We start from the raw sequence: 25,724 nt of genomic DNA, 5'->3' as shown, positions 1-25,724 counted from the left end.
CAACTATACCTTTTACCGCTACAACATGAACATCTACAACCCCGCCTTTGCCGGAAGCTCGGAGGCTGCCGAGCTCTCCTTGGGCATCAGGAGCCAATGGGCGGGCGTTGAAGGTGCCCCCGAGAGCCAAAGTGCCATTTTTGGGATGCCGGTTGGAAAAAATGTCGGTCTAGGGGTTTCCATTCTCAACGATAAAACTTTTATAGAACAGCAGACCTGGATGGCCATCGATGTCTCTTACAACATCCAATTGGATGAAGACCACAGGCTATACTTCGGGATCAAGGGAAGTGCCAACTCCTATGATGCAAACACCAATGGCCTTGTCACCTATGGGGTTGGCCAAGATGGAACCTTGATGGACTACGATAGCCGTTTCACCCCCAATGTAGGGGCAGGGGTCTATTTAAAGCACGATAGGTATTTTGCGTCCCTGTCCGTTCCAAAGTTGTTGACCCCGGATCGCTTGCAGGAACGCGATGGAAATGCCTATTTGGGAACCGACCGCATGCACGCCTACCTCAGCGGGGGATATACCTTTCTCTTGGGCAAAACCTTGGATCTGAAGACCATGGGGATGTTGCGCTACGTGGATGCCTCCCCCATATCCGTGGAACTGACGGGCATCCTGGACTTTGGGGAACGCTTTGAGTTTGGCGCCAGCTATAGGTACGATGAAAGCATCAGCGGACTGTTCCTGTTCAATATCAGCAACGGATTCAATTTGGGCTATGCCTATGAGACCTCCATCCAAAACCCCATTGACGGGCTGGACAACAATACCCATGAATTGTTCATGAGATTGCAGATGTAACTGGCTTGGACGGATAACAGAAACCACCGAAAACGGCAAATGTGAACTATCCAATATTCTGTCACAGAGATTTGTACACCAGGGGCTTACCGTTGTTGTGCGGTGCCCAATTTTTTCCATCGAGAGTGGTACAACATGCCCGTTTTTACAGATTGAGATAAGGCAGTTTTCATTCCCACCCCCGAATAAAACATCTCTCCACAATTCAAAAAAGAAAATCCAGAGCTAGCAAGCAGCTATTTGTAATATTCTCCTAATGATTTTAGTTTCCTTATACAGAATATGCTATATCTAATTAAAATGTCTCAAAAAGAAGTCTGATTGTTTCTATGTTAGAATGGTAAAAATGAATAAAAACAAGATAAATGGGTTCAAAACTTAACAAATCAGGATAATTTGAGTTAAATTTTGTTAAAAAAAGACGTGTTTACAAAAAAATAGGCCTTGGAAAGTAAAACTCTCCAAGGCCCTTTATTTACTGGTGATCGCGGAAGGATTTGAACCCCGTCCGCTAACCCTTAATTTTATTGGGTTTCGCCTTGCTTATGTTTTGTAACTAACCGAATTACAGACCACTATGAGCAATCTCATTTCGTAGGACCCAAAATTAACTATAAAATATTAAACCTGTCCTAAAAATCGGGGTATCTACATTCATGCCCATGAATAAATTCAAAGGTTTGTATGAGGTATATTATATGAGGCTTTGTCTTCTAGCCTTTTGAACAGCCTCTAACTTGTTGTGGACCTGAAGCTTCCTATAAATATTCTCGATATGCTTCCTTACCGTACTTGGGGATAGGAAGAGATTATTGGCAATCACGGTATAGCTTAACCCTTCCGCCAGTTGTTCCAATACTTCTTTTTCACGTGAACTTAACGAAACGTCATCTTCCTGTACGGATAGTGATTCTTGTTTTTCCGGATATCGTAATAATTTGAGCGTCTTTACCGCAATGGAAGGGCTCATCGCCGCACCTCCCCCAAGAGTCTCGGTAATGGCATTGTACAACTTTTGTCCTTCAATTTCCTTGAGCAAATACCCATCGGCACCGGCCTGGATTGCATTGAAAATATTCTCATCATTATCGAAAACGGTAAGCATGAGCAACTTAATGTGGGGATATTTCTGTTTTACGATACGAACGGTTTCTATACCGTCCAAAACAGGCATTTCTATATCCATAAGTACCAAATCGAGGTTGTGGTTCTTTTCCAATTTAGACAGCAACTCCCCACCGTTGTACACCATGTACTTGATGTCCAAATCCTCAAAATCTTCTAATTTCTCTTTTATGGCACGAGCCAAGAACGTATTATCGTCCACTATGGCCAGTTTGATTTTGCTCATGGTCCTATACTTTTTGAAGTGAAAGAATTATGTCTTTACCTGTAACGTTACCTTGGTGCCTTTACCGATTAGACTTTCTTGATTGAAATAAATGCCAGCTTTTTTGGCCCTGTTCCTCATTATATGAAGTCCGTTCCCTGTCGACTCCTTTGATGTATCAAAACCCTTTCCGAAGTCCTCTATTTCAATCTGCACTTTTTCATCAACATTGACAAACCTTACCTGAATCTGATCGCTCCCTGAATGTTTTACAGCATTGTTCACGGATTCTTGAATAATTCTAAAAAGATTCATCCCCACAAAGGCATTGAGCACCTTATGATCCGGATTCCCCTCAACTTTCACATTGATTTTATCATCTGTGGCTTCATGAACAGTGGCGGCCAATTGCTGGGTCCGCTCCTTGATATCCTCCAAACTGATTTCATCCTTGTTCATGGCCCAAATGGTATCCCGAAGCTCAGATATGGTGACGAGTGAAAACTGTTTCATCTGGGTAAGCTTCTCCATTAAAAATACTTCTCCCCTATCTATTCCGCGCTTTGCCGAATCGGTTATTGAGGTGAGGTAGGTGAGCTGCGACCCAATATTGTCGTGTAAATCTCGGGCAATACGTAAACGTTGTTCCTTAAGGTTTTCCTGTGCTCGGGCTTCTGCCATGGCCTTTTCCAGAGCGGTCTCCCTAGCAAAATTCTTCGCCTTTACCTTTTGTTCACGGAAAATCAGAAAACCGACAATAAGCAGTATGGCCAATAGAGCCCCACTGCCCATAAGCATACTGTTCCTATTTTTCAGGACTAGCTCACCCTCAACCAATGCATTGTGTTGGCGAAGGATTTCGTTTTCCTTTTGCTCGGACTCGTATTTTTCCTTAAGGTTGAACATTTCGCTTGCTTTTTCAGCAAAATAAAGGCTATCTCTTGCTTCCTTATGTTTTTGATGATAAACATAGGCCTTTTCAAAATCCGGTTTTTCTTCATAAATCAAGGACAAGGTTTTCGACAACACATCAATGGCTGGAATAAAATCTATTTGCTCTGCTTCTTGATATGTGGTCAAAGCCAATTCCTCTGCCTTGATTTTTTTCCCTTGTTTGAGAAGTACATTGGCAAGATCATTTCTTAGAAAATATAACGCCAGACGCTCACCTCTTTCCTCTTGAAGCGAAATGGCCTGGATATAATATCGCTCTGCTTCCTCAAAATTTTCAAGCCCCCAGCTTGCCAAGGCCATATTGGTCACTGGATATGCTTGATCCAATCTTGCTCCCATGGACCCAAAGCCATCGAATGCTTTTTTTGCATATTCAAATGCTGTATCGTATTCCTTTTTTACAATATAGGCCGATGCCGCACTATTATAGCTCGAAATCAACATATATTGATTACCCATAACTTTATACATTTCCATTGCCTTGAGGTAGTACTCCAATGAAAGGTCAGGTTCTTCAATGAGCTTAAATCTGTTTCCAAGATTTAGATATGACCCAGCAATCCACAGACTATCATTTCCAGCCTTAAAGTTTTCCAATGCCTTTAATTGAAAATCCACAGCCTTGTCAAACTCTGACAGTGCCTCAAATGCATTGCTGATATTCGTGTAAAGACTTCCCAAAACATAATAATCCTTGGAATTTTCTAAAATCGGTTTGGCCTTCAAATGAAAATCCAACGCCTCTTTGGGCCTACCCTCATCTTGAGAAAGAACTCCATACGCTACCCATATTCTTGCCCTGAAATGGTCATCATCCATAATTTCGGCCTGTCGAAAGGCCATATCCATGTAATATCGGGCACTGTCCATATTTACGGACCGAAACCTCATGCCAACATCTTTTAGTGCCAAAACTTTATCGCCGCCCTCCTTCAACTGGGCAGTATCCTTAAGTGCTTTGATTTCTTTTTTAATATCCTGTGCCAAAATTGACTGCAACGTGAATATCAAAAAGAATAAAAAGGTAATTGGAAATTTGTAATAAGTGGTCATTATAACTAAAAGGAATGGTTGGTGCTTAAAACTAATCCAATTGATTTTATAATCTTAGTTTTTACAAAAAAATTAATTCGCCTTGTCCACCAATTTTTGAATGGTGGCATCTAAAAATGATGATATTGCAAGTTCTGCTCCCTTCTTATATTTTTCTGGATCGCATTTTACAACGGACACATTAACGTCCTCCTTGTCCTCTACCCTCCAAACACGGAAAACACCGGCATCCATTCCTCGCTTGTCCACATCTGCTCCCTGTGAGGCATCAAATTTTTGCTTTTCAAGAACGCCTTCAACCTCTACTCCACGGTTGGACACCATCTGCCCTATGTTAAACCTGTTGACGCTGGATGCATCAATCTTAAAATCGGTCTCTGCCTTTACCTGTGCGTACCCGGCATGTCTGTTCAAGGCTCTTGTGGTTTCGCTCAATGCATTATCAAAAGAAATAACATTTAGCACTACCTTGTTGAAAATAAAATCATTTTTCTGGTTGGACACCTTCATTTCGACCTGCTCCTCGTAATTGGCTAGCTTTAATGGCCCAGCTTTCTTGTTCTCCATATTTTGCTTTGCCACGATAAATTTTTGTCCTGTGGGACGCATTACTATGTCACCGAACTCATCTCCTTTTTCTCCACCTTGACCAGACCTCAAATCCCATCTTTTTTCGCGGTTTTTCTCATAGGCGCTATGGTTCCATAACTCATCAACGGAAGCTATTTCAAATCCTTTTGCCCTAAGGTCCGCCTTGTACTCTTCAAAGAGTTTATCGGTAAGTTGTTGAAGGTCTTCAATATTGAGCCCGTCCAGCACCAAGGTCAACGACGCCTTTGCATCTCCTTTTAGTCCTCCTCGCCACATTTTGCCTCCTTTTTTCTTGTCCTCTAACTGCAATGCTGTTTGAAAATTGACCTGAAAATCGGAAATGACGATTCGTTTTGGACTTTTTCTAAAATTGAGATTGGCCGGCCCCAACATTTTTATCTTAAAATCCTTTACATTTTGTGCAAATGCCACAGGGGAGGCACAAAGTAGAATCAATAAAAAAGATAACATGGGTAAATTGATACGTTTCATACTATTGGTTTAAAGTTTTGAACAAACATAGCATCCAATGGCGTTGAACTCAATAGGGCAATTGTCGTAAAATGACAGGGAATAGGTGGCTATATGTCAAATATCAAAATAGAAAAAGCTTAAAAGCCCCATCACGAATGTTGCCAAAAGCAAAGCCGAATTGATGCGTTGCAACTTTGGGTTCAATTTTTTCAGGGTTGCATAAATGTGCAACGCCAATGCCAAAAGAAACGCAGGTAGACTCAAATAGAAGTTGAAAAGGTAGAACCATAGCCAACTGGTGCACAGCGCCCATGCTGAAATCGCCGATATTGCCGGCGGTATGCATTGATTCATACGGCTCACAGCTGTATTAGGATAACGATAATACAGAAAAGTTGCCAGAAGTACCATGGGCCCAAGCATCGCGATCAACAATAGCACACTACCGAACATAATATGTTTTTTATACCAAATAAACTTCTTCACCATTGGGCAGCACAATGCTCAACGGCACATTTCCATATTGTGTCTTGTAAACCAATACTTTGTCCCCAATAAAGAGTTTGTCGTACAGTGTTGAGCTTACCAAGAGTGGTCCTGATGTAAGTATGATTCGATTGGAATTGGCATATCGGTTGGAAGTCAGTGCGAATTTATCTTCGACGATGGATGGAACTCCACGTTTATGGGACCTTTCCTTGTTCCTGTTATAATTTCGGTAGGCCACATATAATCTATAAAATTGAAAAAGAGGTACGACCCAGATTGGAAACAATAGCACGACGAAGCTCCAAAAACCGCTAATGATCATTAAAAGGCCAATAGTGATAAATGGACTGGACCTTACCAAACGCTTTTTTATTTCCGTTTTCCAGATCCTATGCAAGGCTTCATAATCTTTTGGGGTATAGCGAGTATGTGGAATGTGTTTTTCCAGAAACTTTTCTTCTTCGTCAAGCTTTTGAGCAACATGGGCATCCTCAACTTGCCCCAAAACATGAAGATTTAGTGTGATTCCTGATTTGGGAGCACGGTCCAGCTGCACCTCTGCTCCGATTCTAGCTTTTGAGTAATAAGAATAGTCCACCGAAAACTCCTCATTATCAATATAAACATAATATGACCTTCTAGTTCGGGTCCTTGTTTTGTGCCCGTAAACAGGCCTGTCTCCCGTTGTGGCCCAATGCATCCTTTTGTCGGTGATCTTTCCAGAAACCCGAGATTTTAAACCTAGTTTTAAATCGATTGCCGTGGATGCAATAATATAGGCTATGACGCTAAAAAATAAGACCGAGAAGGCCACCATCATGTAGACTCCAACTGAATCATCTGCAAAACCTGAATTGAACATAAACGACAGAAACAACCAGAATATACCGATAACCACTACCGGAAATAACAACATTCCATATAATTGACGCCTCAGCTTGGTCTTATCTCTATGTTCTAAGGGCAATGTTTCCAATTTAGGCATGATCCACAATTTGGTAGAGCCAAAATTAGGGCCTCCTAGAATCCCCACAATAGGGCAATTGTCCTATTGCGGCATAGCATGGCATACAGATAGTTTTGCTGAAAACCAATCCAAAAAAAATGAATTCCATTACCAATACCAAAAGACTTTCCCTTGCCATATTTATAATTCTTGCCCACTTTTTTCATTACCAAGGGTCTGCCCAAAACCTGCACCTCAGCAATTTTGACATCAAGTATGGGCAGGTAACAGCGATGTCCATCACCAAATATCATGTTATCGGAGCCCATTTGTACAGTGAAAAGAACCAACTCATGTTCAACCCCGATGGTTATTTAACAGAGGACAAACTTTACCTGGATAATAATTACGAAAAGCTTACCACTTATGATTACATTAATAATGCGTCAAAAGCCATAGAGAAAAAATTCAATCCATTAGGTAAACAAGAAGGTTTGGATAAAACCCTTTATATCTATGAAACACCCATTGGTATAATTTCGGATGACCTACCCGAAACCGTAAAAAACGATGAAGGTCAATACATTGTTCTTGGCGGTTTAAAATACGGTGCAATCTTTAAGTACAAAAAATACGTGATCGTCTATGAGCTTGCGGAAGCAAACAATGGAGAAAGCAAGGTATTCTACTCCAGTGAATATACCTACGATGGACTAAAACTAGATGAATCCTACAATCAAAAGGATATACGTTATTTTAAATACAATGACAAAAAGTTATTGGAGGAAGAATTGGGCATGTCCAAGATTTGGGAAAGCCTTTTATATAAGTATGTTTACGACCAGCGTGGCAATTGGATTGAAAGAACCAAATTTAGGGCATCAAACTTTACCGAAACCAAATATCAATGGATCATCGATGAGGTAAAATACAGGACCATCACGTACACAGATGGCACGGCAACAGGTAGCAATGTGCCAAGTACTCCAGAAATCGCCTATTCATCCAACCAGAGCAAATTGAAAGACCTCCCAAAACTCAGCGATTCCATATTGATGTCCAAATCCATGAAATTCCTTCAAGATATCACTAAGCTCAGAAACAAAAACAACAAAGGTACAAGCAACGCAACTAAAAACGAGATTTCCCCAACATGTTTAAACGGTGACTGTTCTAATGGGTTTGGGAAAGCTGATTTTGGGACATATACCATTGAAGGTTTTTTTAGTGATGGCAAGGCCAATGGCCAAGGAACTTTATTCTACAAGGATAATTCAGGATATTATCAAGGCAACTTTGTAAATGGTTTCAGGGACGGATTCGGTATATACACCTGGGTTGGCAGTAAAAACTACTACATCGGACAATGGGAAAAGGGTTTTCAAAACGGATATGGCTACATCAAAAATGGGGGTGAAATATTGCAGGCGGGTAAATATGAAAAAGGGAAATTGACCCAAGACCTACTAACCAATAACTATAAGAACAAAATAGCAAAGGGAAACTGTGTAGGTGACTGTCAGAATGGATTTGGATACTATAAGTATGATAATGGAGATAGCTATGTTGGATTTTTCACCAATGGCAAAAGAGATCATTTAGGTGCTTACTCTTGGAAATCTGGAATGGCGCATATCGGAACAATTGTTAATGAACAGCATAACGGTTACGGTCAAGAATTCTATAGACCTAGCGGACAATATTATTTGGGTGATTTTTCACAAGGAAAACGTAATGGACTTGGCATTTTTTATAACAAAGAGCATCAAATACTACAAAAAGGTATTTGGGGTGATGGGCAATTGACCGGAAAGTTCTAGAAAACTTGAGCGCTTTTATGAAAAGCTTAAGCTACTCAAGATTCCTTGAGTATTAAAAAATCAAAATTTAGCGAACGGAACGCAGTGAAGTGCTGCAAGCCCCAAATCTTGCCAAACTAACCTTACTGAGCGAGGCAATTTTAACCATTAATCCGATATACTCTTCTCATCAATTGAGGTAATCCAATGGTCTGTTGGCCTCAATTTTATATCGTTCCAATCTTCTTTCCGTTATTTCAAGCTTCGGATTGTTTTTCCATAGGTGCGATTTTATTTTTTCGTCAAATTTCGTCAATTTTTTCGTCAAAAATTTCCAGTGTTTACAGGGCTTCCCAAAGGGTTTACTGTAGATTTTGGAAAAGTCTACTGTAGCCTCTTTTTCTGTACAGGATTCCAAAATCAATTCAATTCACTGATTTTCAACTTGTTGAAGACCCGAAAACAACTGTGATGGCGCAATCTGCGCATCACCCTCTTGCTATTCCTTTTTTCACGCGAGCGTGAAAACCCAAATACCTTTCTTTGGTGTGCAAAGCCATCAACAATTTCTGTGGTTTTTGTTGATTATAAGTTGTTGATTAAACATATCTTCCTGAACTCAACAAAAAACAAATAGAAACCAAACTCAAAGTTTAAAGGTAGGACTTGTGACAAAACATATGATGTGCATTTATGAATGGCTTTTCAGAATTACAAATCAAAAGTCAAGATTTCCAAACTTTTCCATATTGTCATTTGAATCTGAAAATTTCGAATCCAGAATCGTTTCTAGACCACTCATATCTTCACTTATTTTCTTATCCAATACTCTTGCATAAACTTGGGTAGTGGCCAATTTTGTATGTCCTAATATTTTGGAAACCGTCTCTATGGGAACCCCATTACTCAAAGTAATCGTAGTTGCAAAAGTGTGCCTTGCCATATGGAAAGTAACATTTTTTGGAATGTCACATGCATCCGCGATTTCCTTTAAATAACTGTTCAATTTTTGATTGGAGATTCTAGGGAATAGTTTTTCAGGTTCTCGTTTAGGATGATATTGGTATCGTTTAATAATAGATAATGCTGGACCAACCAATGGAAGCTTAAAACTATTCTTCGTTTTCATCCTTTTTGTGCTTATCCAATATTTTCCATCAATGCCAAGTACAAGGTTGTCTTCGCTAAGGCCCATTATATCACAATAAGAAATACCAGTATAGCAACTAAAAACAAACAAGTCCTTTACTATACGTAACCGTTCAATCCCTGTTTGATATTCTTGAATTTTCTGAAGTTCAGGTAAGTTCAAAAACTCCCTTTCCTTTCTTTCCATTCTAATTTTAAACTTTTGAAATGGGTCTTTATCTATCCATTCATTATCAACGGCTATTCTAATCATTTTTCGTAGACGTTGAATATGCTTCATTGCACCATTGTTTGAAAGGTTAGCGTGATGATTTATGGGATGTAGTTTGCGTAAATATGTTTTAAATCCAACTATAAATTGATGATTAAGCTGGGATAATCTGTAATTATCACATTTATATTGTTGTTTGATATACTTCAACAGGTACTTCTGACATGTCTTGTAATGACTAAGAGTAGCCTTGCAAAGACAATGTGCATTGTGTGTATTGTGATACTCAAACAAACTCTTTAAAGTAACTTCACTCACATCTTCTCCAAAATAGTGCGCTTTGACCATTTGTGGAGTGATATGGGATGTTCTAGACCGAAGTTCACGATAGCATTGAAAAAGTTCTGTTTCAACTTCCATCAGATAAGTGTTGATTTCCTGAGCTTCTTTTGTTCGCCCCAGAACCTTCGACCCCTTACTGTCCCAGATCTCTTTCGGGATAGTATACTTTAAACTCATGTTTGCCCTTTGCGAATCAACGGTGATTCGGGCATAAATCTTTGCGTTGCCGTCATTTCTTCGGGAAGTACTTATCCAGAAACTGATTGAAAATGTTGTCCGGGTTCTCATAGGTTTTGTGTTAAATTGAATGATAATTACCTACGAAAGTCAAATACTAAGTGATTGTAATATAGTTAATTACACGCTTATTCGGTTAACACTTTGAAGAAAAAAATTTACTAACCGAATTACAAACCAAAACATACCATTTCAAACCAATTCAAATGGGGCTCCTAAAACATTAAAGCCTTGCAAATCAATAAGATATGCAAGGCTTTGTATTTATTTGAACTCTTAAAGTGATCGCGGAAGGATTCGAACCTTCGACCGTCTGCTTAGAAGGCAGATGCTCTATCCAGCTGAGCTACGCGACCAAACTTTGCGGGTGCAAAGATACTAATGTAACCGATTGTAAAAAATATTTTTTTAATTTCTTATCACTTTTATGAAAAGACATTTAAAACGGTTACATTAATTTTCACTTAAAACCTATCTCTTTCAAGCCTTTATGGCTAATCTTAATGACTTCCAAAGGTTTTTTGTCCCAAGTCATATCCTGTTCAACAAAGTATTTTATCATTCCAGAAGTTCCTTTTTCTCCCAGAATTCTTTTAAAATCAATGGTACCCTCTCCTACGGGTGCAAATTTTCCTTCCTCGTCCATGTCCTTTACGTGCCATAACTTAAATCTTCCTGGATATTCCTCAAAGTAATCGACCGGGTCTGCTCCAGCTCTAGTAACCCAATATAAATCCATTTGGAAGTTTACATATTTTGGATCCGTGTTTTCCAGCAAATAAACTATTGGTTTTACTCCTTCTTCATTGTCCTTGAATTCAAAATCGTGGTTGTGGTACAATAGTTTCAATCCAGCTGCTTCACATTTTTCTCCCAATGTTGTAAGAATATCAGCAAACTCTTTCATAGTACCTTTCATACCCATGGTTCTGTTCTTTGGATCAAAAGTGAACATGCCCATCGGTGGCACTGGAATCGTGAAATATTCAAATCCCGCGGCCTTGGTGTCAGCAATTTGCTGATCTGCATTATCCAAAGTTACACTCCCCATGTGTGCACTTACCGGGTCCAGCCCCAAACTCTCCGCGTACGCTTTAAATGCCTGTGGCTCCATGCCATAAAATTTTCCGTCTTTATAATCAGCCGCTTCAATATAGGCATAACCTGCATCCGCCACCTTTTGTAAAGTAGCCTTGGCATCTTCCCCCATGTTTTCACGCACGGTATATAATGCGAGTCCGCCAAAACTGTCTTGAGCATAAAATGTAATTGAAAATAGTGTAAAGGCGAGGGTTAAAATCCCTTTAAATGATAAAATTCTGTCCATTGGTATTGTTTGTAGTTAATCTCAGTTTCAAATGTTGTTCACAAGATACTGATTATAGGTTTTATGAAATGTGTCAAAAAACAAAAAATCCGTTAGATATATACATTCCAACGGATTTTTTGTGCAACAAGTGATCAATAATCAAATCTCACTCAACTGCAATGTTAAATGGACTTTTATTTCATCATCAACCTTGATCATGCCAAGCATTTTCTTTGGAGGTTCCAACTCAAAATCGCTGAGTTTTAGTTCCAATGTGCCGTTAACACATATATCCTTTGTCTGTTCACAATAAAGTAGTGTCTGGTACTTTCTGGAAACACCGGCAATCTTAATTTCGACACCAACATCCACCATACTTTGATTTGGTGATGGGGGTTCCACATAGAGAAGTTTTAGTCCCACTTGTGGGTGCCGTTCTGTTTTGAGCAATTCCTGAAAGTCTCTATTAATGGCCTTGCCCCCACAATCAAAACAATCGTTGATCAATGTAAGTTCTGCGTTTTTAAAAAGAATTTGCTCGGACTTTTCATCATAAATCAAACGAATGGGCATCTCCAACTCCTGTAAATTATACTTGCAGGTAAAATTATTAACGTTGGTAGTACCGGCAATCACAACTTCACTCTCTGGCTCTACCCGTACTTTGGTTTCCCTTTCCGGGTCGTTAAAGTTGAACCAGGATATAAAGAATAATCCTAACAACAGGGTTTTTGTGATATGTGGGATTGAGGTTAACATGACATCTAAATATAATAATTTTAAGATGTAAGACCTAGGGCATTGCTGTCCTAGGTCTTGTTAAAGATTAGTTATGATCTAGAAACTGATAACAGCTTCCAATAAAACCCCTTTAAACTCACCATCGTGGAAGATACTTGTGGTATCGTATCCATCATATTGTTGGTTTACATACTCTATTTTGGCCAAAATGTTCTTGGTCAAGAATATACCACCTCCAAGTTGGAATCTATCTATGGTTACTTCCGATCCTGATGGGTCGTCTGAATTTACAGTATTGTATCGAGTTCCCAAGTAGAAATTTTCATTGTTGCCGAATCGGTAGATCAACTCACCTGCCAATTGCGTAGCATTTCTATCTTCGGTTTCAGCATCTGTTTTTCCGGAAGCAGTTTCAAAGGTTCCAAAAAACTCCAATCCTTTATATTTTACAAATGGGTTGATCATAAAGGCAGTAATCTCGTTGTTGAAACCTGGATTGTATCTACCTGATCTAAAATTGCCCGATGCAGAAGCGTCAACATCTTCCATAACCAAATAGTATCTAGACCCTGCCCTATCGGCACTATATAGATATGTTCTGGCGGATTTGTTTGTGCTGTACATGGAACCAGTAAGTCTAAGTCTCAAATCCTCGTTCACTTGACTATCGTATCCCAATTTGGCCAATATTGAGGCTCCTGTGGTTTCTGGATTGTTCACTGCTTGGTTCAATTTACCGTTGGAAAGCCCGAACATACCTATGAATCCATTTTTTTGGAAGTAAACTTCTCCACCAACCTCTGTGGTAAACGCATCCATGATCAAGTTACCAACAAATGGGTTGTGCATGGCTTGCGAGTTGTCGGTTCTCCTAAAATGGGCATCACCATAGTTGTTTTCCATGTGTCCCACTTTTACGGTCAGGTACTTCATGGCTTCTTCCAAAAGTCCTGGGCTAATGAAATCCAAGTTGTCCACTTGGAAATACCCTCCCTTTACATAAGGTTCTGGGTGGTGACGGGATGACAAGTAAGTTCTCAAGTGCATTCTCACACCTTTGGCCAAGGCCACATCCAAATCCAAGTTTGCGGTTGCCAGGTTAAAGTTGTCCCCTATCGGGATAAGTTCTACGGCCCCCGAGTTTTCATGATCTACTGCTTGGAACTGTAAAGTAGATGATCCACCCACTCTTACTTTTACCCCATCAAAGGTACTTACAGTATCTTTTGGAGCTTCAAAAACATTTACTCCATTTTTGTCCGGCGAGCGGAAATTGTCCAGTTGACGATTTTGGGAATATCCCATAAGCCCTACAAGAAATGCAGCAGCCAATAATCCGAATTTTGTGTATTTTTTCATTACGTTAAATTTATTAGTTGAGTATTAAGATTTAATTATTTCCAAACGGTGTTAAAGAGAACCTCAATCTCATCACCTGTGGTAATGGTACCCAAAAGTGCCTTGGGGGGTTCTATGTTGTAATCTGTCATTTTTAAAGGTTTCTTGCCTTCGAGCAGCACTCTATCATCCTTAATCGTTAGATTAAAGGGCAGATCAATGGTATTGGTGCTTCCCGCAATGGTAAGGTTACCCGTGGCGACCACCTTATATCTATCAGAGGCAGCGGTGATCGGGGAAACACTTTTCACACTTTTCAACTCAAATACAATTTGCTTGTATTTTTTGGTTTCGAGCGCTTTGTAAGTATTCTTGTCCATGGCTCCCTTTCCACTCTTTAGGCTCTCGGCTTCAACCGTAAACTTTAAAGCGTTGATTTTTGGAAGCTCTCCTGTATTGTCCAATGTAATTGAACCTGATTTTTGTTCTGCCACCTCCTCCCAATCATGAAGGGTCGAAGTTCCTGTTACCATAACTTCCCCTTCAGCATTGTTGAGCTTAAAGTTTTGTGCGGAAAGCGTAAGTGGTACAAGGGCAAATGTTATCCAAAGGATTGCTGCTTTTAAAAGCGACTGTCGGTGTGTTGTATGGTATTGCATAGTTCTTGTTTTTTGTTGGGTCAAAGATCCTTTACGGAAAATTCTTAAAAGATGATATTTGTCAGTTTTTTCCTAAAGGGCTGATTTTTAACACTTAACCATCAAATATTTTTTATATACTTTGTTTTTTTCTCATCTACCAATATCATTTGTTCCAAGTTTCTTTAAAAAAATCTACTTGCTATCCATCGTACTTGATTAATCACTTTTGAAAAAAGACAAAATCAAGGTTTAAACAGCTGTAAGGGGTAAAACCCTGATTTTTATCATGTTCTGAAGATCAAGAAGCAGCTAATTTTACATATGGATTTTAGCATTTATCAATCTCTTAATAGATAAAAAGATGGAAACACTCACAGCAAACCAACTCAGCGTATATTCCTTCGGTAACAAAAAGGCTGATGGCGGTCGCGATATGAAGGAACTGCTCGGTGGCAAAGGGGCCAACTTGGCCGAAATGAGCCGTATCGGCATTCCTGTACCTCCCGGTTTTACTATAACAACAGAAGTTTGTACGCAATACAACGAAGAAGGCAAAGACGCCGTAATAAATCGTATTGAACCCGAGGTTCGGGCTGCCATAACCCATATTGAGGAAACCATGGGAACCATTTTTGGCGATGATGAAAACCCACTATTGATTTCGGTACGTTCCGGGGCAAGGGTCTCCATGCCCGGCATGATGGATACCGTTCTCAACCTGGGCTTGAACGATGAATCCATTAAAGGTGTCATAAAAATGACGGGCAACGAGCGATTTGCCTGGGATTCCTACCGTCGTTTTATTCAAATGTACAGTAGCGTGGTAATGGGCCTCAAACCAGAATCCAAGGACGATCTAGACCCTTTTGAAGAAATCATAGATCATTTAAAGGACAAGCGAAGAATTGAGCAGGACACCCAGTTTACCGTTCAAGACCTTCAGGATTTAGTGTATGACTTTAAGGAAATCGTAAAAAAAAGAACGGGGAAACCCTTCCCGACCAATCCATGGGACCAGCTTTGGGGTTCCATTACCGCGGTATTCGATAGCTGGAACGGCGACCGCGCCCTCTATTATCGAAAAATGCACGGTTATCCCAAAGATTGGGGCACCGCTGTAAACGTGCAGGCCATGGTCTTTGGCAACATGGGGGAGGATTCCGGAACCGGGGTTTGCTTTACCAGGGATGCCGGAACCGGTGAAAATGTGTTCAATGGGGAATACCTTATCAACGCACAAGGGGAAGATGTGGTTGCCGGAGTTCGTACCCCTCAACAAATTACATTGTTGGGATCACAACGTTGGGCCAAACTAGCCCAAATAGAGGAGGAAGAACGCAAGGAAAGCTATCCATCTTTGGAAGAGTTGATGCCCAACATTTATAAGGAACTGTTCGAATACCAGAACAAACTGGAAACGCATTACCAAGATATGCAGGACATGGAATTTACCATTCAACAAGGTAAACTCTGGATTTTGCAGACCCGTAATGGCAAGCGTACCGGTGCCGCCATGGTAAAAATTGCCATGGACTTGCTCAAAGAAGGGTTGATAGATGAGAAAAAGGCCCTATTGCGCATAGAGCCCAACAAACTAAACGAACTTTTACATCCCGTCTTTGATCCCAAAGCCTTGGAAGAAGCCGAAGTAATTGCACAAGGTTTACCCGCATCACCGGGTGCGGCTACCGGCCAGATTGTTTTCTTTGCCGATGAGGCCGATAAGTTTAAAAACAGTATTCTAGTGCGTATAGAAACCTCTCCAGAAGATGTAGAGGGAATGAACATTGCCAAGGCGATTGTTACTGCCCGCGGAGGAATGACATCGCATGCTGCGGTTGTGGCCAGAGGTATTGGTAAATGCTGTGTTTCCGGGGCAGGTGCGTTAAAAATCAATTACAAAACCCGAACCCTTAAAGTAAATGGCCATGAGTACCACGAAGGGGATTGGATTTCCATCAATGGCTCAACAGGTAATATTTTGGAAGGTAAGGTTGGCACCAAGGAACCAGAATTGAGTGGCGAATTTGCAGAGTTGATGGAACTATCCGATAACTACGCCACCATGGAGGTAAGAACAAATGCCGATACCCCAAAGGATGCTCTGATAGCCCGTAATTTTGGGGCAAAAGGCATTGGTTTGACCCGTACCGAGCACATGTTCTTTGAGGTGGACCGCATCAAAGCCATGCGGGAAATGATTTTGGCCGATACCGTAAAAGGTCGTAAACAAGCATTAAAGGAGCTTCTTCCCATGCAACGAGACGATTTTGAAGGAATTTTTAGGGCCATGGAAGGACTCCCTGTAACAATTAGGTTACTGGACCCACCTTTGCATGAATTCGTACCCCACCAATTGGCCACTCAAAAAGAGTTGGCTGAAGAGCTGCATATTTCTTTGGCCGCCGTAAAAAGTAAAGTGGCCGAACTGGAAGAGTTCAACCCCATGATGGGACACCGTGGATGCAGATTGGGGAACACCTATCCCGAAATCACCGAAATGCAGACCCAGGCCATTTTGGAAGCTGTGCTCAGTGTAAAAAAAGATGGTATCCATGTAAAACCTGAAATAATGGTTCCATTGGTAGGAACCGTTGAAGAGTTTGTGCAACAAAAAGCAATTATTGATGCGACTGCCCAAGATGTCTTTAAAAAACGTAAGGACACCGTGGAGTATTCCGTAGGTACCATGATGGAAATCCCAAGGGCTATATTGATAGCCGATAAAATTGCAGAAAATGCGGATTTCTTCTCTTTCGGAACCAACGACCTTACCCAAATGACCTTTGGATATTCCCGGGACGATTCAGGGAAATTCTTGCCTACCTACCTTGAAAAAGGTATCTTGAAAGCGGACCCTTTTGAGGTATTGGACCAAGAAGGTGTGGGCCAATTAGTGGAATTGGGTACCAAACGAGGTCGTGAAACACAATCCAACCTTAAAGTTGGCATCTGTGGGGAACATGGAGGGGAACCAAGTTCCATAGCCTTCTTCCAAAAAGTAGGGATGAACTATGTAAGCTGCTCTCCATTTAGAGTTCCCATTGCTAGGGTGGCAGCTGCACAAGCTGCAATATCATAATTGTTAAGTACACCTGATCATTCTGTTTTATTTAGAATCCCCGACCTTAAAACCTATCAAGTGTCGGGGATTTTTTTGACCGCAGCTTTAATCTGTATTCACGATCTTAGCAGCATCTGACCGAAAAAACATATGAGCAACGAAAAAACCGCCATACGAACCACCTATTTTAGTATTCTTGGTAATATTGGGTTGGCCTTGATAAAAGGTTTGGCTGGATTTTTTGGGAATTCCTATGCCCTTATCGCCGATGCCATAGAATCCACTACCGATATTTTTTCGTCCTTTTTGGTCTTGTTGGGCTTCAAATATGCCGAAAAACCACCAGATGAGAACCATCCTTACGGGCATGGAAAAATAGAACCCCTGGTCACATTTATTGTAGTGGCCTTTTTGGTGACTTCGGCAACCATCATTGCCTACGAAAGTATCCAGCATATTCAAACCCCACACAAAATTCCAGAACCTTGGACATTGATTGTTTTGGGCGGTATTATTATTTGGAAAGAAGTTTCATTTCAAATAGTCATTAGAAAAAGTAAACAAACCCAAAGTTCCTCCTTGCGGGCAGATGCCTGGCACCATAGAAGTGATGCGATAACTTCCATAATGGCATTTTTGGGGATTTCCATAGCACTACTATTTGGAGAGGGCTATGAAACGGCAGATGACTGGGCAGCCCTTTTGGCATCGGCCTTTATACTTTACAATAGTTATTTGATATTTCGCCCCGCACTTGGCGAGATCATGGATGAGCACCAATACGATGACCTAATTTTAGAGATTCGGAAAAAATCTTCGCAAGTAGATGGAGTTTTAGGTACTGAAAAATGTTTTATCCGCAAGTCCGGGATGAGATATCATGTAGATCTTCATGCTATTGTAGATGGAAAAATTTCTGTGGAAAAAGGCCATTGGATTGCTCATCATTTAAAAGATTATTTACGAAAAGAAATTCCCAACCTAGGACATGTACTCATTCATATTGAGCCAAATGAATATACTTATAAATAGAAATTATGCTAAGCACAACCTTGTTCTTGCAACCACCTCAAAATTATCTTTAAAAAACTCTAGTTAGACAGCTTAGGCTCCAACCATAACCAACCCAAACACAAAAGAAGCACACCATAAAACCACACTGATGAAATCGGTCTCAAGGCTTCTTTTGTTGTTGAAACAGAAGTGCTAAAATTGTTTTGAGTTCCAAATTCGCGAAGGTTAGCTTGCAAAGTTTTTGATCTTGTGACTGATTCACGTTGGTCTTCATTAAAAACGTAATATGAAAATGATGCAATGGAATCATTGGAAGCCTGAAGTTGGTTCCATCCCGTTTTTCGTGGGTATACAACTCCCGTCCATTTATTGGATACCAAACCATCTTGAAGCAAAGGAATGTTTGCCCCTTCACCAGCTTTGACCTCCAAATCATTTAAAGAAGTACGAAGTTCAAATTCAAAAGGTTGATCAAGTCTTGGAATTTGCGTTACAGCTTTCCATTCCACTACCCTATCTTGCCCTCTTACAATAGAGTTTAAAATTTGACTCCAAATATTGGCATATAGCCCATCGCTGCTGTCTAAAACCAACTGATAGGTGTTTTGGAGCACCGTAGTGCCCATTTTTCCTTTTTCCACAGGAATATAAGCCGCTACCGCCAAAGAGTCCACCAAAATTTCTTGTGCCGGAACATCCTGTTGAAAATTATACGGATATTTTTGAAGGGTTTGCGCTGGTTCACCCAAAGAAATCTCAGTAACAAAATCACGATTGAACCGCAATGGCAAGTGATTTACGGAAAGCCGGAACAAACTTTCATTGGGTTGGACAAAAATACCAAGTCCATTACTTTTGGCAACCTTCTCCATTGCCGCTTTTGAGGCACTTCCAAGCCCCGTGTAGGAGTCTGTATCAATGATCAAAAGGTCAAAATCTTTCAAATGCTCCTCGGTAAAACCATAAATGGGATTCGATGCCCCATTAAAATATTCAAACTTATATTTACCTTTGGTAAGCTGTGTTCGAGCCAGCACCTCATGTCCTTTCTCTGTCAAGAAATTTTTAAGGTATTTCGTCTCAAAGGTCGGAAACGTATTGACCATCAAAATCTTTAAGGGCTTCCCCTCCACCACTTGAATGGGAATTGGCTCATTGGATAATATGCCTTCGTCATTTTTCTCCAAAAGATGGTAAACAAACTGTCCGCTTGCTTTAGGATTGGCCTTAAGTGTTACGCGCTGTCCCTCCGCTTCTTTTAAAAGCACTGAATCCAAAGGATTCCCCCCATTATCGGTCAAAATGGCCCAATGTCCCTCTTTTGGTTGGTAATATTTGGCATTAACGGATAAAACTTCGCCCAGTGGAATTTCAGTTTTATACGAAATATCCGTCCATCCTGCCACCGCTTCACCGCCCAAAAAGGCAACGGATTCATCCTTCACCTGCCAAAAATCAAAAGGTGCCAAACCATGACCAAGAAGAAACAATGAGTCCACATCTTCCACAATGGACAATGTTCTTCCTTTGGTATACACTTCGGTTTGTATGCGTTTGTAAATTGATTTTAAACTATCCAACTGCTCAGGTCGATATCCTTCGGTAAAAACAACGCCTTTTCCGTTGGTTGATTTTTGCCAAGTACTCGGCTTCAGTACGATCATCGCCAATGAGGCAATCGTCAAAAACGCTGTAATCAATTTTACCCAAAACCTTTGCTCTTTTCGTTGCGACCATTCTTTCCAGATAAAAACCGCCCATAATACCAGACCGATCAAAATCACGGGCCACAAAAGATTTTGGTTCATAAACATCGCCCCATCACTCATAAACTCCCAATTCCTTTAGATACAATAGATTGATTTCGTCTTGGTATTCGGTCCTTTTCATTGGATTGTCCTCCACATCTGGCAGCACCTCCAATAGGTTTTTTTGAACCGCTTTAAAGTTTTCTTTGTTTCTATTTGCAACTTTTTCAAGATCTCGTAAACCCTGAAGTACTTTTAAATATTTGAGCGGTTCGGAAATTGCTTTTGGCGCCAGTTCATTGCCTGCATCCACAAAAAGAGCACTGTCCGCATCGTCAAACGCTTTTTTTCCATGGATCAGGAGTTCCAAACGAGCTATGGCCTGCCTGGTCGAGGCAAAGGGCATTTGGTAGGCAAACGCTTCCTTTTTATCAAAATTGGTGATGTCCTCAATATCTCCGCTCAACCTACTTTCCTCTTTAATGGGCGGTGGGTCAAAACCGATACGGTGCACATAAATTCGTGCACTGTTTTTAATGTCTTGAATAATTTTGAGGGCGTCATATTGGTACGGCAATGATTTTTCAGGTTCGTAAAGTCGTAAATGAAGCTCAGCGTCCCACATAATGTTCAACGCATCCCGAAGCTTTGCTTTCAAGGATTTTTCGAACAGGGTCGACGCTTCCGGGTCCGAATGGTTGTGCAAATAATCGTGTAGGGGGTCTTCCTCTTCTTCCCCATTCTCGTGACCGTGTTCTTGCTCCTGGACCAAATTGTGTTCGTTATCGCTATCGTGCTTGTGACTGTATTCATCCAAAAGGTCTTCGCCTTCCTCATCCGCATGGTCATGGTCATCTCCTTCTGCTTCAGTTGAAGAAACTTGCCCTGGTGCTGCTTGCATTTCGGTCTCATCGCCCATAAACTGTCCATACTTTAAACGCAATTGTTTTTGATCAAAACCTAATTCGTTGCTCCTATACTTGAAATCTTTTTCAGAAATATTGGGTTTGTCCGCAATGAGTTTTTCGGTATCGATAATCAATTGGCGTTGGCTCCTAAAATAGTCGGGCATTAAATCCACGCCCAAGTTCCCCTCGACCGCAAAAGCATCGGTTACCGTATCGCGGATTACTGCAAAATAGGTCTCGCTACGTCCAATGTTCTTTGTTGGTGTTTTTTGATCCAGCGCCTCCACATAAAAATAGAGTTCATCCCCCGGGTCCATTTTAAGCGCGTCCAAATCCAGGGCTTGCTGTAATTGGATTCGTTTATTCCCTTTGGGAATAGCCGCATCAAAACGGACGGTTTCTTCTCTAAATTTAACCGATTCACCAGAGCCTTTGCTCACTGTTGCAATAATGTAGGCGTCATCAATTCCAAAATCATCAGAAATGTTGGTGTTTAGCATCAAACGTTTATCATCATCAAACTCAAAATAGGTATAGTTGTCCAAGCCTTCAATTTGAACCATTGGTGGTTCATCGGTCACCATTTCCATGGAATACAAATCGCTTACGTAGTCATTCCCTCTATCATCTTTAAAAGTGAAACTGTAAAAACCTGATGCAGTCAGTGTCTTGGTCAACCGGTACGATCCTTCATTTTGTGTAAAACCGATGCGCTCGCCCATCAAATCCATCTCCACCTCTTGCACATCACCATCGAATTCAAGGTTCCAAATGACTCTTGAACCTTCCACAACCTTGACATTTGGGTCAACGGTGTTCAAAGTTGCTTTCCCCGTATAACCAGGATATTGAATGGTAATATTGGTCGCTATCAATTGGGGAACTTCGGTAGTATTTGTTAAGCTATCTTTCGGAGCAAAGGTGATTTGTTCGGTAGTTGATGAATCTCCTCCCGATGGATTTCCAAACTTGGTCAGTACAAATCTGCCGGCAAGTCCCAACAGTATCAATCCAAACATCACAAGAGCCGCCTTTAATAGGTTGTGGGGCGGTCTCAATTTGGACAAAACAGGTTCCAATTGCGTGGCCACCCGATATTTTTGCAATTTGGACAGGTCGGAAAGTTCATGGGTTGGCGACAATAAAAGTCCACTGCTGAACCCTGCTTGGGGCACATGGGCATCAATATAGCCCACGGCATTTTCTGAGCTTATTTTCCAAGGTTTTAAAACCCAAAAGGCAACTCCCGAAGCCACTGACAACCCTAGAATTCCATAGAAAATATTATGGGTCAACAGGTACACAAAGCCACCAAATCCAACAGCATAGAGCAATCCTTCCACATATTTGGATTGCTGCCATCGTTTTTGAAATTGTTTTATCGCCCCTGCTCCCATCATTGTTTTTTATAGTTTGATAGCAAACGTTCAACGATCATCAGCCCTGCGAGAATGGAGAATACCCAGAGGGAAATATCAAGTAAAGTTGCCCGTTCCCTTTTCCGTTTTGGTTCCACGTAATTGGGTTTAAGTTCAGCTTCGTCCAATTGTCTTGCATCCACATTGGTTACCACAGCTTTTAAATCATTGTCCAGCCCTAAAATGGTGAGCAACTGTTCGGGCAAGTGTTGGTCTACCGTGTTTTTGGGGTTCAATTTTGATGTTAGATAAAACAAGTTTTTCCGAGGGGATGATTCTATCAATTGCTTGGCTAACGGATTTTCTTGATAAACCAACCATTTCCCTTCGGAATCATTGTTTGGCCCTTTGCTCAACCAAATATTCAAATCAGCTTGATCACGAGCTAATTCGTCTTCTTTGTGAACAACAATTTCACGCTTTAAAAATGTTGATAATGCCCTGAACGATGCCTCAATATATTTTCCCTCACGTTCAAAACCTTCCTCCACATACAAATTGATTTGAAGCGTATTCAATGTTTTCAAAGGGACTGTGATAGGTTCTTGGTAAAGTAAACGGAGGCTATCGTTGCCGATTTCGAATCCCCCCTCCAACATTTCTTTATTGATTTTGGTTGCTCTACCACTGCTTGAAGCAGTTATCAATTCAACTCCTGATTCACGATTAAAAGCCAATAAGGGTCTATCTTTAGCTTCTTCTGATTCCACGACCACCCAATGGATTTTCTTTTGGGTATTTGGGCGTATCGATTTGACTCCTTTGACCAGTGCTTTTGTAAAAACCACAATACTATCCGAACGCAACGAGTCCATTTTTTGGACCAATTGCCAATAGTTGGGCTGTTCCTTGTCCGATTGATAATCGGCATCGACTTCCCACTCAGGAAATCCATTTTTCAAAAGTAAAACAGGGGAATCCTCTTGTAAGCTATCCAAAACAGAGCTGATGGATGCTTCACTGGCAATAGACGATTCCACGAGATAGGTTATTTGTTTTTGATTGCCTTTGGTGCGCCATTGTGGGCCTGCCATCAATAAAACAATCAAAGCAACAATCAACATTCGTAGCAATAGCAACAACCATTCGTTCAATTGAATACTGCTGGATTGCCTTGAATTGGATTCGTCCAACAACTGGATACTTCCAATTTTTATGGTCTTCGCCTCCTTTTTACTCCACAAATGGATGGCCAAGGGAACCAAAAGTCCCAAAAGTGCCCAGAGATATGACGGATTCGCAAAAACCATTTACACTAATCGTATGCGCTCTTTTAAAAACAATTGTAATGCATCGCCCAAGTCATTGTCCATTCTAAACAGATGATAATGTACCCCTTGGGATAGCAATTGCTCCTTGGTTTGATTTACTTTTTCGTCCAAAGCTTTTAAATAAGCGGCCTTGGCTTTATTTACATCCACTTTGACCTTGGCTCCAGTTTCCAAATCTTCAAAAGTGACGGACTTTTTATAATCAAAATCCATCTCGCTACCTGTCATAATTTGAAGTACTACAACCTCGTTATTGGCAGTCTTCAAGTTTTTTACAAAATCAGACAGTTCGGAAACATCTTCGTACATATCCGTCAGGAAAAATACCAACTCCTTTTCTCCCCTATTGTGGATTCTTCTGGATGCAATATTGAGTTCGGGCCATTTTCCCTTGGTGGAAATCCTCAACAACTCCAACAACAATCGGTTGAAATGTTTCTTATCCGCTTTGGGGTAGATACTCACAAAATCATCTTCATTGAGTGCAAAAAGCCCTACCGAATCGCCTTGTTTTTGAGCCATATGTGACAAACAAGCCACCATTACCCGAGCAAATTCCAATTTGGAAATGCCATCTTCTTCGTGCTCCATCGAAGCACTTGCATCCACGATAAACTTAACGGTGACGTGACTTTCCACTTCGGATTGCTTGATGTAATAGCGACCCGACCGGGCCAACATCTTCCAATCGAGCAGTCGTAGGTCGTCCCCAGGTTCATAACCTCGGTATTGACTAAACTCCATTCCGGGACCCACGCTTTTGCTCCGGTTCAGACCGGAAGTGTATCCTTCCACCACAATACGCGAGATCAGGCTAAGGCCCGATACGGTATTGATGACTTCAGGTTTTAAAAGGTCGTGGTAGTCCCTTGATGCCATTATTTATCCCTTAATTGAACTGCTTTCAGTATTTCTTTTGTGACCGTATCCGAGGTGATTCCTTCGGCATCGGCCCTAAAGTTTACGAGTACCCTGTGCCGCAATACAGGTAAGACTACTTTTTGTAAATCTTCCAGCGTAACGGCCAATCTACCTTCCAAAAGTGCATTCGCCTTCGCGGTCAAAATCATTGCCTGACCTGCACGTGGGCCTGCGCCCCAATCCACCCACTGTTTCACGTAGTCCACGGAAGTCGTATCGGGTCGGGTGGCACGGATTACATCACTTACATATTGAATCAACCCATCGCTGATGGAAACTTCTCGAACCAATTGTTGCAATCTCACAATATCGTCTCCTGACAATACCTTATTCAATTGGGCTTTTTTAGTTCCCGTAGTGGCTTTTAAAATTTGCGTTTCTTCTTCGTCCGTTGGATATCCTATTTTGATATACAACAAGAATCTATCCTGTTGTGCTTCCGGCAATACAAAAGTTCCCGATTGTTCAATGGGGTTTTGCGTGGCCAAAATGAAAAATGGCTTGTCCAAGGAATACGTTTTGTCCCCATAGGTCACCTCGAACTCCTGCATAGCCTCCAAAAGTGCCGCCTGGGTTTTTGGTGGTGTTCGGTTAATCTCATCCGCCAAAATGATGTTAGAAAAGATAGGTCCTTTGTTGAATTTGAAGAATTTTTTGCCTGTGGTATGGTCTTCTTCCAATATTTCGGTTCCAATAATGTCGGATGGCATTAGATCGGGCGTAAACTGAATCCGTTTAAATTTTAAATCAATGGCGTTGGAGAGCGTGCGAATCATCAAGGTTTTGGCCAATCCCGGAACCCCTTCGAGCAAAGCGTGTCCGCCTGCCAAAAATGTGATCAGTAATTGGGAAACGGTTTCTTCTTGACCTATGATCACTTTTCCAATTTCTTTTTTGAGGGCGGTCAGCTTTTCGGAAAGCCCTTCTACTTCACTTGCAATTTGTTGTAGTTCTTTATCCAA

General features: G+C 41.0%; 19 protein-coding genes and 1 tRNA gene. 4 read left to right on the top strand and 16 right to left on the bottom strand.

Features of this window, described 5'->3' with window-relative positions; translation table 11 throughout:
• On the top strand, positions 1 to 814 hold an 814-nt coding region (locus AC13CS_RS09735), incomplete at its 5' end, for a PorP/SprF family type IX secretion system membrane protein (RefSeq protein ID WP_482888736.1).
• Between the two features lie 694 nt (positions 815 to 1,508).
• Here AC13CS_RS09735 and AC13CS_RS09730 read toward each other — a convergent pair.
• The 5 genes from AC13CS_RS09730 to AC13CS_RS09710 form a co-directional block, all read right to left on the bottom strand.
• On the bottom strand, positions 1,509 to 2,165 hold the full coding sequence (locus AC13CS_RS09730; protein ID WP_119638406.1) for a response regulator: 657 nt from the start codon (positions 2,163 to 2,165) through the stop codon (positions 1,509 to 1,511).
• Between the two features lie 27 nt (positions 2,166 to 2,192).
• Positions 2,193 to 4,085, bottom strand: a complete 1,893-nt coding sequence (locus AC13CS_RS09725) for an ATP-binding protein (RefSeq protein ID WP_293162611.1) — start codon at positions 4,083 to 4,085, stop codon at positions 2,193 to 2,195.
• 138 nt (positions 4,086 to 4,223) lie between these two features.
• Positions 4,224 to 5,234, bottom strand: coding sequence for a hypothetical protein (locus AC13CS_RS09720; RefSeq protein WP_292963445.1), 1,011 nt, complete (start codon positions 5,232 to 5,234; stop codon positions 4,224 to 4,226).
• A 96-nt stretch (positions 5,235 to 5,330) separates the two neighbouring features.
• The gene (locus tag AC13CS_RS09715) at positions 5,331 to 5,669 is read right to left on the bottom strand and encodes a hypothetical protein (protein ID WP_293162608.1); all 339 of its coding nucleotides are present in this window, start codon (positions 5,667 to 5,669) and stop codon (positions 5,331 to 5,333) included.
• A gap of 10 nt (positions 5,670 to 5,679) precedes the next feature.
• The gene (locus tag AC13CS_RS09710) at positions 5,680 to 6,690 is read right to left on the bottom strand and encodes a hypothetical protein (RefSeq protein WP_293162605.1); all 1,011 of its coding nucleotides are present in this window, start codon (positions 6,688 to 6,690) and stop codon (positions 5,680 to 5,682) included.
• A 119-nt stretch (positions 6,691 to 6,809) separates the two neighbouring features.
• Here AC13CS_RS09710 and AC13CS_RS09705 point away from each other — a divergent pair, with 119 nt between their 5' ends.
• Positions 6,810 to 8,471 (top strand): MORN repeat-containing protein, encoded by a 1,662-nt coding sequence (locus AC13CS_RS09705; protein WP_482888735.1) that lies wholly within the window; start codon positions 6,810 to 6,812, stop codon positions 8,469 to 8,471.
• 697 nt (positions 8,472 to 9,168) lie between these two features.
• On the opposite strand, the gene AC13CS_RS09700 is transcribed toward AC13CS_RS09705, so the two are convergent.
• The 6 genes from AC13CS_RS09700 to AC13CS_RS09675 form a co-directional block, all read right to left on the bottom strand.
• Positions 9,169 to 10,440: a site-specific integrase gene (locus AC13CS_RS09700; RefSeq protein ID WP_482888734.1), complete on the bottom strand. Its 1,272-nt coding sequence runs from the start codon at positions 10,438 to 10,440 to the stop codon at positions 9,169 to 9,171.
• A 231-nt stretch (positions 10,441 to 10,671) separates the two neighbouring features.
• Positions 10,672 to 10,745: transfer RNA gene (locus AC13CS_RS09695), tRNA-Arg, on the bottom strand.
• A 104-nt stretch (positions 10,746 to 10,849) separates the two neighbouring features.
• Positions 10,850 to 11,716 carry a sugar phosphate isomerase/epimerase family protein gene (locus AC13CS_RS09690; RefSeq protein ID WP_293162490.1) on the bottom strand — a complete coding sequence of 289 codons (867 nt, stop codon included), beginning with the start codon at positions 11,714 to 11,716 and terminating at the stop codon, positions 10,850 to 10,852.
• A gap of 141 nt (positions 11,717 to 11,857) precedes the next feature.
• Positions 11,858 to 12,457 carry a YceI family protein gene (locus tag AC13CS_RS09685; RefSeq protein ID WP_293162488.1) on the bottom strand — a complete coding sequence of 200 codons (600 nt, stop codon included), beginning with the start codon at positions 12,455 to 12,457 and terminating at the stop codon, positions 11,858 to 11,860.
• A gap of 78 nt (positions 12,458 to 12,535) precedes the next feature.
• Positions 12,536 to 13,798, bottom strand: coding sequence for a hypothetical protein (locus tag AC13CS_RS09680; RefSeq protein WP_293162485.1), 1,263 nt, complete (start codon positions 13,796 to 13,798; stop codon positions 12,536 to 12,538).
• A gap of 35 nt (positions 13,799 to 13,833) precedes the next feature.
• On the bottom strand, positions 13,834 to 14,436 hold the full coding sequence (locus AC13CS_RS09675; RefSeq protein ID WP_293162483.1) for a YceI family protein: 603 nt from the start codon (positions 14,434 to 14,436) through the stop codon (positions 13,834 to 13,836).
• A gap of 343 nt (positions 14,437 to 14,779) precedes the next feature.
• Here AC13CS_RS09675 and ppdK point away from each other — a divergent pair, with 343 nt between their 5' ends.
• Both ppdK and AC13CS_RS09665 read left to right on the top strand, forming a co-directional pair.
• Entirely contained in the window at positions 14,780 to 17,500 is a 2,721-nt protein-coding gene (ppdK, locus tag AC13CS_RS09670; protein WP_293162480.1) for a pyruvate, phosphate dikinase, read from the top strand.
• Positions 17,501 to 17,632: 132 nt separating this feature from the next.
• Positions 17,633 to 18,514 (top strand): cation diffusion facilitator family transporter, encoded by an 882-nt coding sequence (locus AC13CS_RS09665; RefSeq protein ID WP_293162477.1) that lies wholly within the window; start codon positions 17,633 to 17,635, stop codon positions 18,512 to 18,514.
• A 59-nt stretch (positions 18,515 to 18,573) separates the two neighbouring features.
• Here AC13CS_RS09665 and AC13CS_RS09660 read toward each other — a convergent pair whose 3' ends face one another.
• Genes AC13CS_RS09660 through AC13CS_RS09640 form a run of 5 tightly spaced genes read right to left on the bottom strand, consistent with a single transcriptional unit; the run spans position 18,574 to position 25,724 of the window.
• Positions 18,574 to 20,325: a hypothetical protein gene (locus AC13CS_RS09660; RefSeq protein ID WP_293162474.1), complete on the bottom strand. Its 1,752-nt coding sequence runs from the start codon at positions 20,323 to 20,325 to the stop codon at positions 18,574 to 18,576.
• Entirely contained in the window at positions 20,318 to 22,552 is a 2,235-nt protein-coding gene (locus AC13CS_RS09655) for a tryptophan-rich sensory protein (protein WP_293162471.1), read from the bottom strand. The genes AC13CS_RS09660 and AC13CS_RS09655 overlap by 8 nt, the downstream gene beginning before the upstream one ends.
• Positions 22,549 to 23,820, bottom strand: a complete 1,272-nt coding sequence (locus tag AC13CS_RS09650; protein ID WP_482888733.1) for a BatA domain-containing protein — start codon at positions 23,818 to 23,820, stop codon at positions 22,549 to 22,551. The genes AC13CS_RS09655 and AC13CS_RS09650 overlap by 4 nt, the downstream gene beginning before the upstream one ends.
• The gene (locus AC13CS_RS09645; RefSeq protein WP_293162466.1) at positions 23,821 to 24,720 is read right to left on the bottom strand and encodes a DUF58 domain-containing protein; all 900 of its coding nucleotides are present in this window, start codon (positions 24,718 to 24,720) and stop codon (positions 23,821 to 23,823) included.
• Positions 24,720 to 25,724, bottom strand: coding sequence for an AAA family ATPase (locus AC13CS_RS09640; protein ID WP_293162463.1), 1,005 nt, complete (start codon positions 25,722 to 25,724; stop codon positions 24,720 to 24,722). The genes AC13CS_RS09645 and AC13CS_RS09640 overlap by 1 nt, the downstream gene beginning before the upstream one ends.

The sequence above is a fragment of the Flagellimonas sp. B-3 genome, assembly GCF_056857835.1.
This window is presented reverse-complemented; position numbering and strand designations above follow the sequence as displayed.

What these genes read in the sequence shown, in the direction of transcription:
- AC13CS_RS09665 (WP_293162477.1), top strand. Translation starts at nt 17,633, where the DNA reads ATGAGCAACGAAAAAACCGCCATACGAACCACCTATTTTAGTATTCTT.
- AC13CS_RS09715 (WP_293162608.1), bottom strand. Translation starts at nt 5,669, where the DNA reads ATGTTCGGTAGTGTGCTATTGTTGATCGCGATGCTTGGGCCCATGGTA.
- AC13CS_RS09730 (WP_119638406.1), bottom strand. Translation starts at nt 2,165, where the DNA reads ATGAGCAAAATCAAACTGGCCATAGTGGACGATAATACGTTCTTGGCT.
- AC13CS_RS09685 (WP_293162488.1), bottom strand. Translation starts at nt 12,457, where the DNA reads ATGTTAACCTCAATCCCACATATCACAAAAACCCTGTTGTTAGGATTA.
- AC13CS_RS09660 (WP_293162474.1), bottom strand. Translation starts at nt 20,325, where the DNA reads ATGAGTGATGGGGCGATGTTTATGAACCAAAATCTTTTGTGGCCCGTG.
- AC13CS_RS09675 (WP_293162483.1), bottom strand. Translation starts at nt 14,436, where the DNA reads ATGCAATACCATACAACACACCGACAGTCGCTTTTAAAAGCAGCAATC.
- AC13CS_RS09650 (WP_482888733.1), bottom strand. Translation starts at nt 23,820, where the DNA reads ATGGTTTTTGCGAATCCGTCATATCTCTGGGCACTTTTGGGACTTTTG.
- ppdK (WP_293162480.1), top strand. Translation starts at nt 14,780, where the DNA reads ATGGAAACACTCACAGCAAACCAACTCAGCGTATATTCCTTCGGTAAC.
- AC13CS_RS09680 (WP_293162485.1), bottom strand. Translation starts at nt 13,798, where the DNA reads ATGAAAAAATACACAAAATTCGGATTATTGGCTGCTGCATTTCTTGTA.
- AC13CS_RS09710 (WP_293162605.1), bottom strand. Translation starts at nt 6,690, where the DNA reads ATGCCTAAATTGGAAACATTGCCCTTAGAACATAGAGATAAGACCAAG.
- AC13CS_RS09720 (WP_292963445.1), bottom strand. Translation starts at nt 5,234, where the DNA reads ATGAAACGTATCAATTTACCCATGTTATCTTTTTTATTGATTCTACTT.
- AC13CS_RS09700 (WP_482888734.1), bottom strand. Translation starts at nt 10,440, where the DNA reads ATGAGAACCCGGACAACATTTTCAATCAGTTTCTGGATAAGTACTTCC.
- AC13CS_RS09655 (WP_293162471.1), bottom strand. Translation starts at nt 22,552, where the DNA reads ATGATGGGAGCAGGGGCGATAAAACAATTTCAAAAACGATGGCAGCAA.
- AC13CS_RS09690 (WP_293162490.1), bottom strand. Translation starts at nt 11,716, where the DNA reads ATGGACAGAATTTTATCATTTAAAGGGATTTTAACCCTCGCCTTTACA.
- AC13CS_RS09645 (WP_293162466.1), bottom strand. Translation starts at nt 24,720, where the DNA reads ATGGCATCAAGGGACTACCACGACCTTTTAAAACCTGAAGTCATCAAT.
- AC13CS_RS09705 (WP_482888735.1), top strand. Translation starts at nt 6,810, where the DNA reads ATGAATTCCATTACCAATACCAAAAGACTTTCCCTTGCCATATTTATA.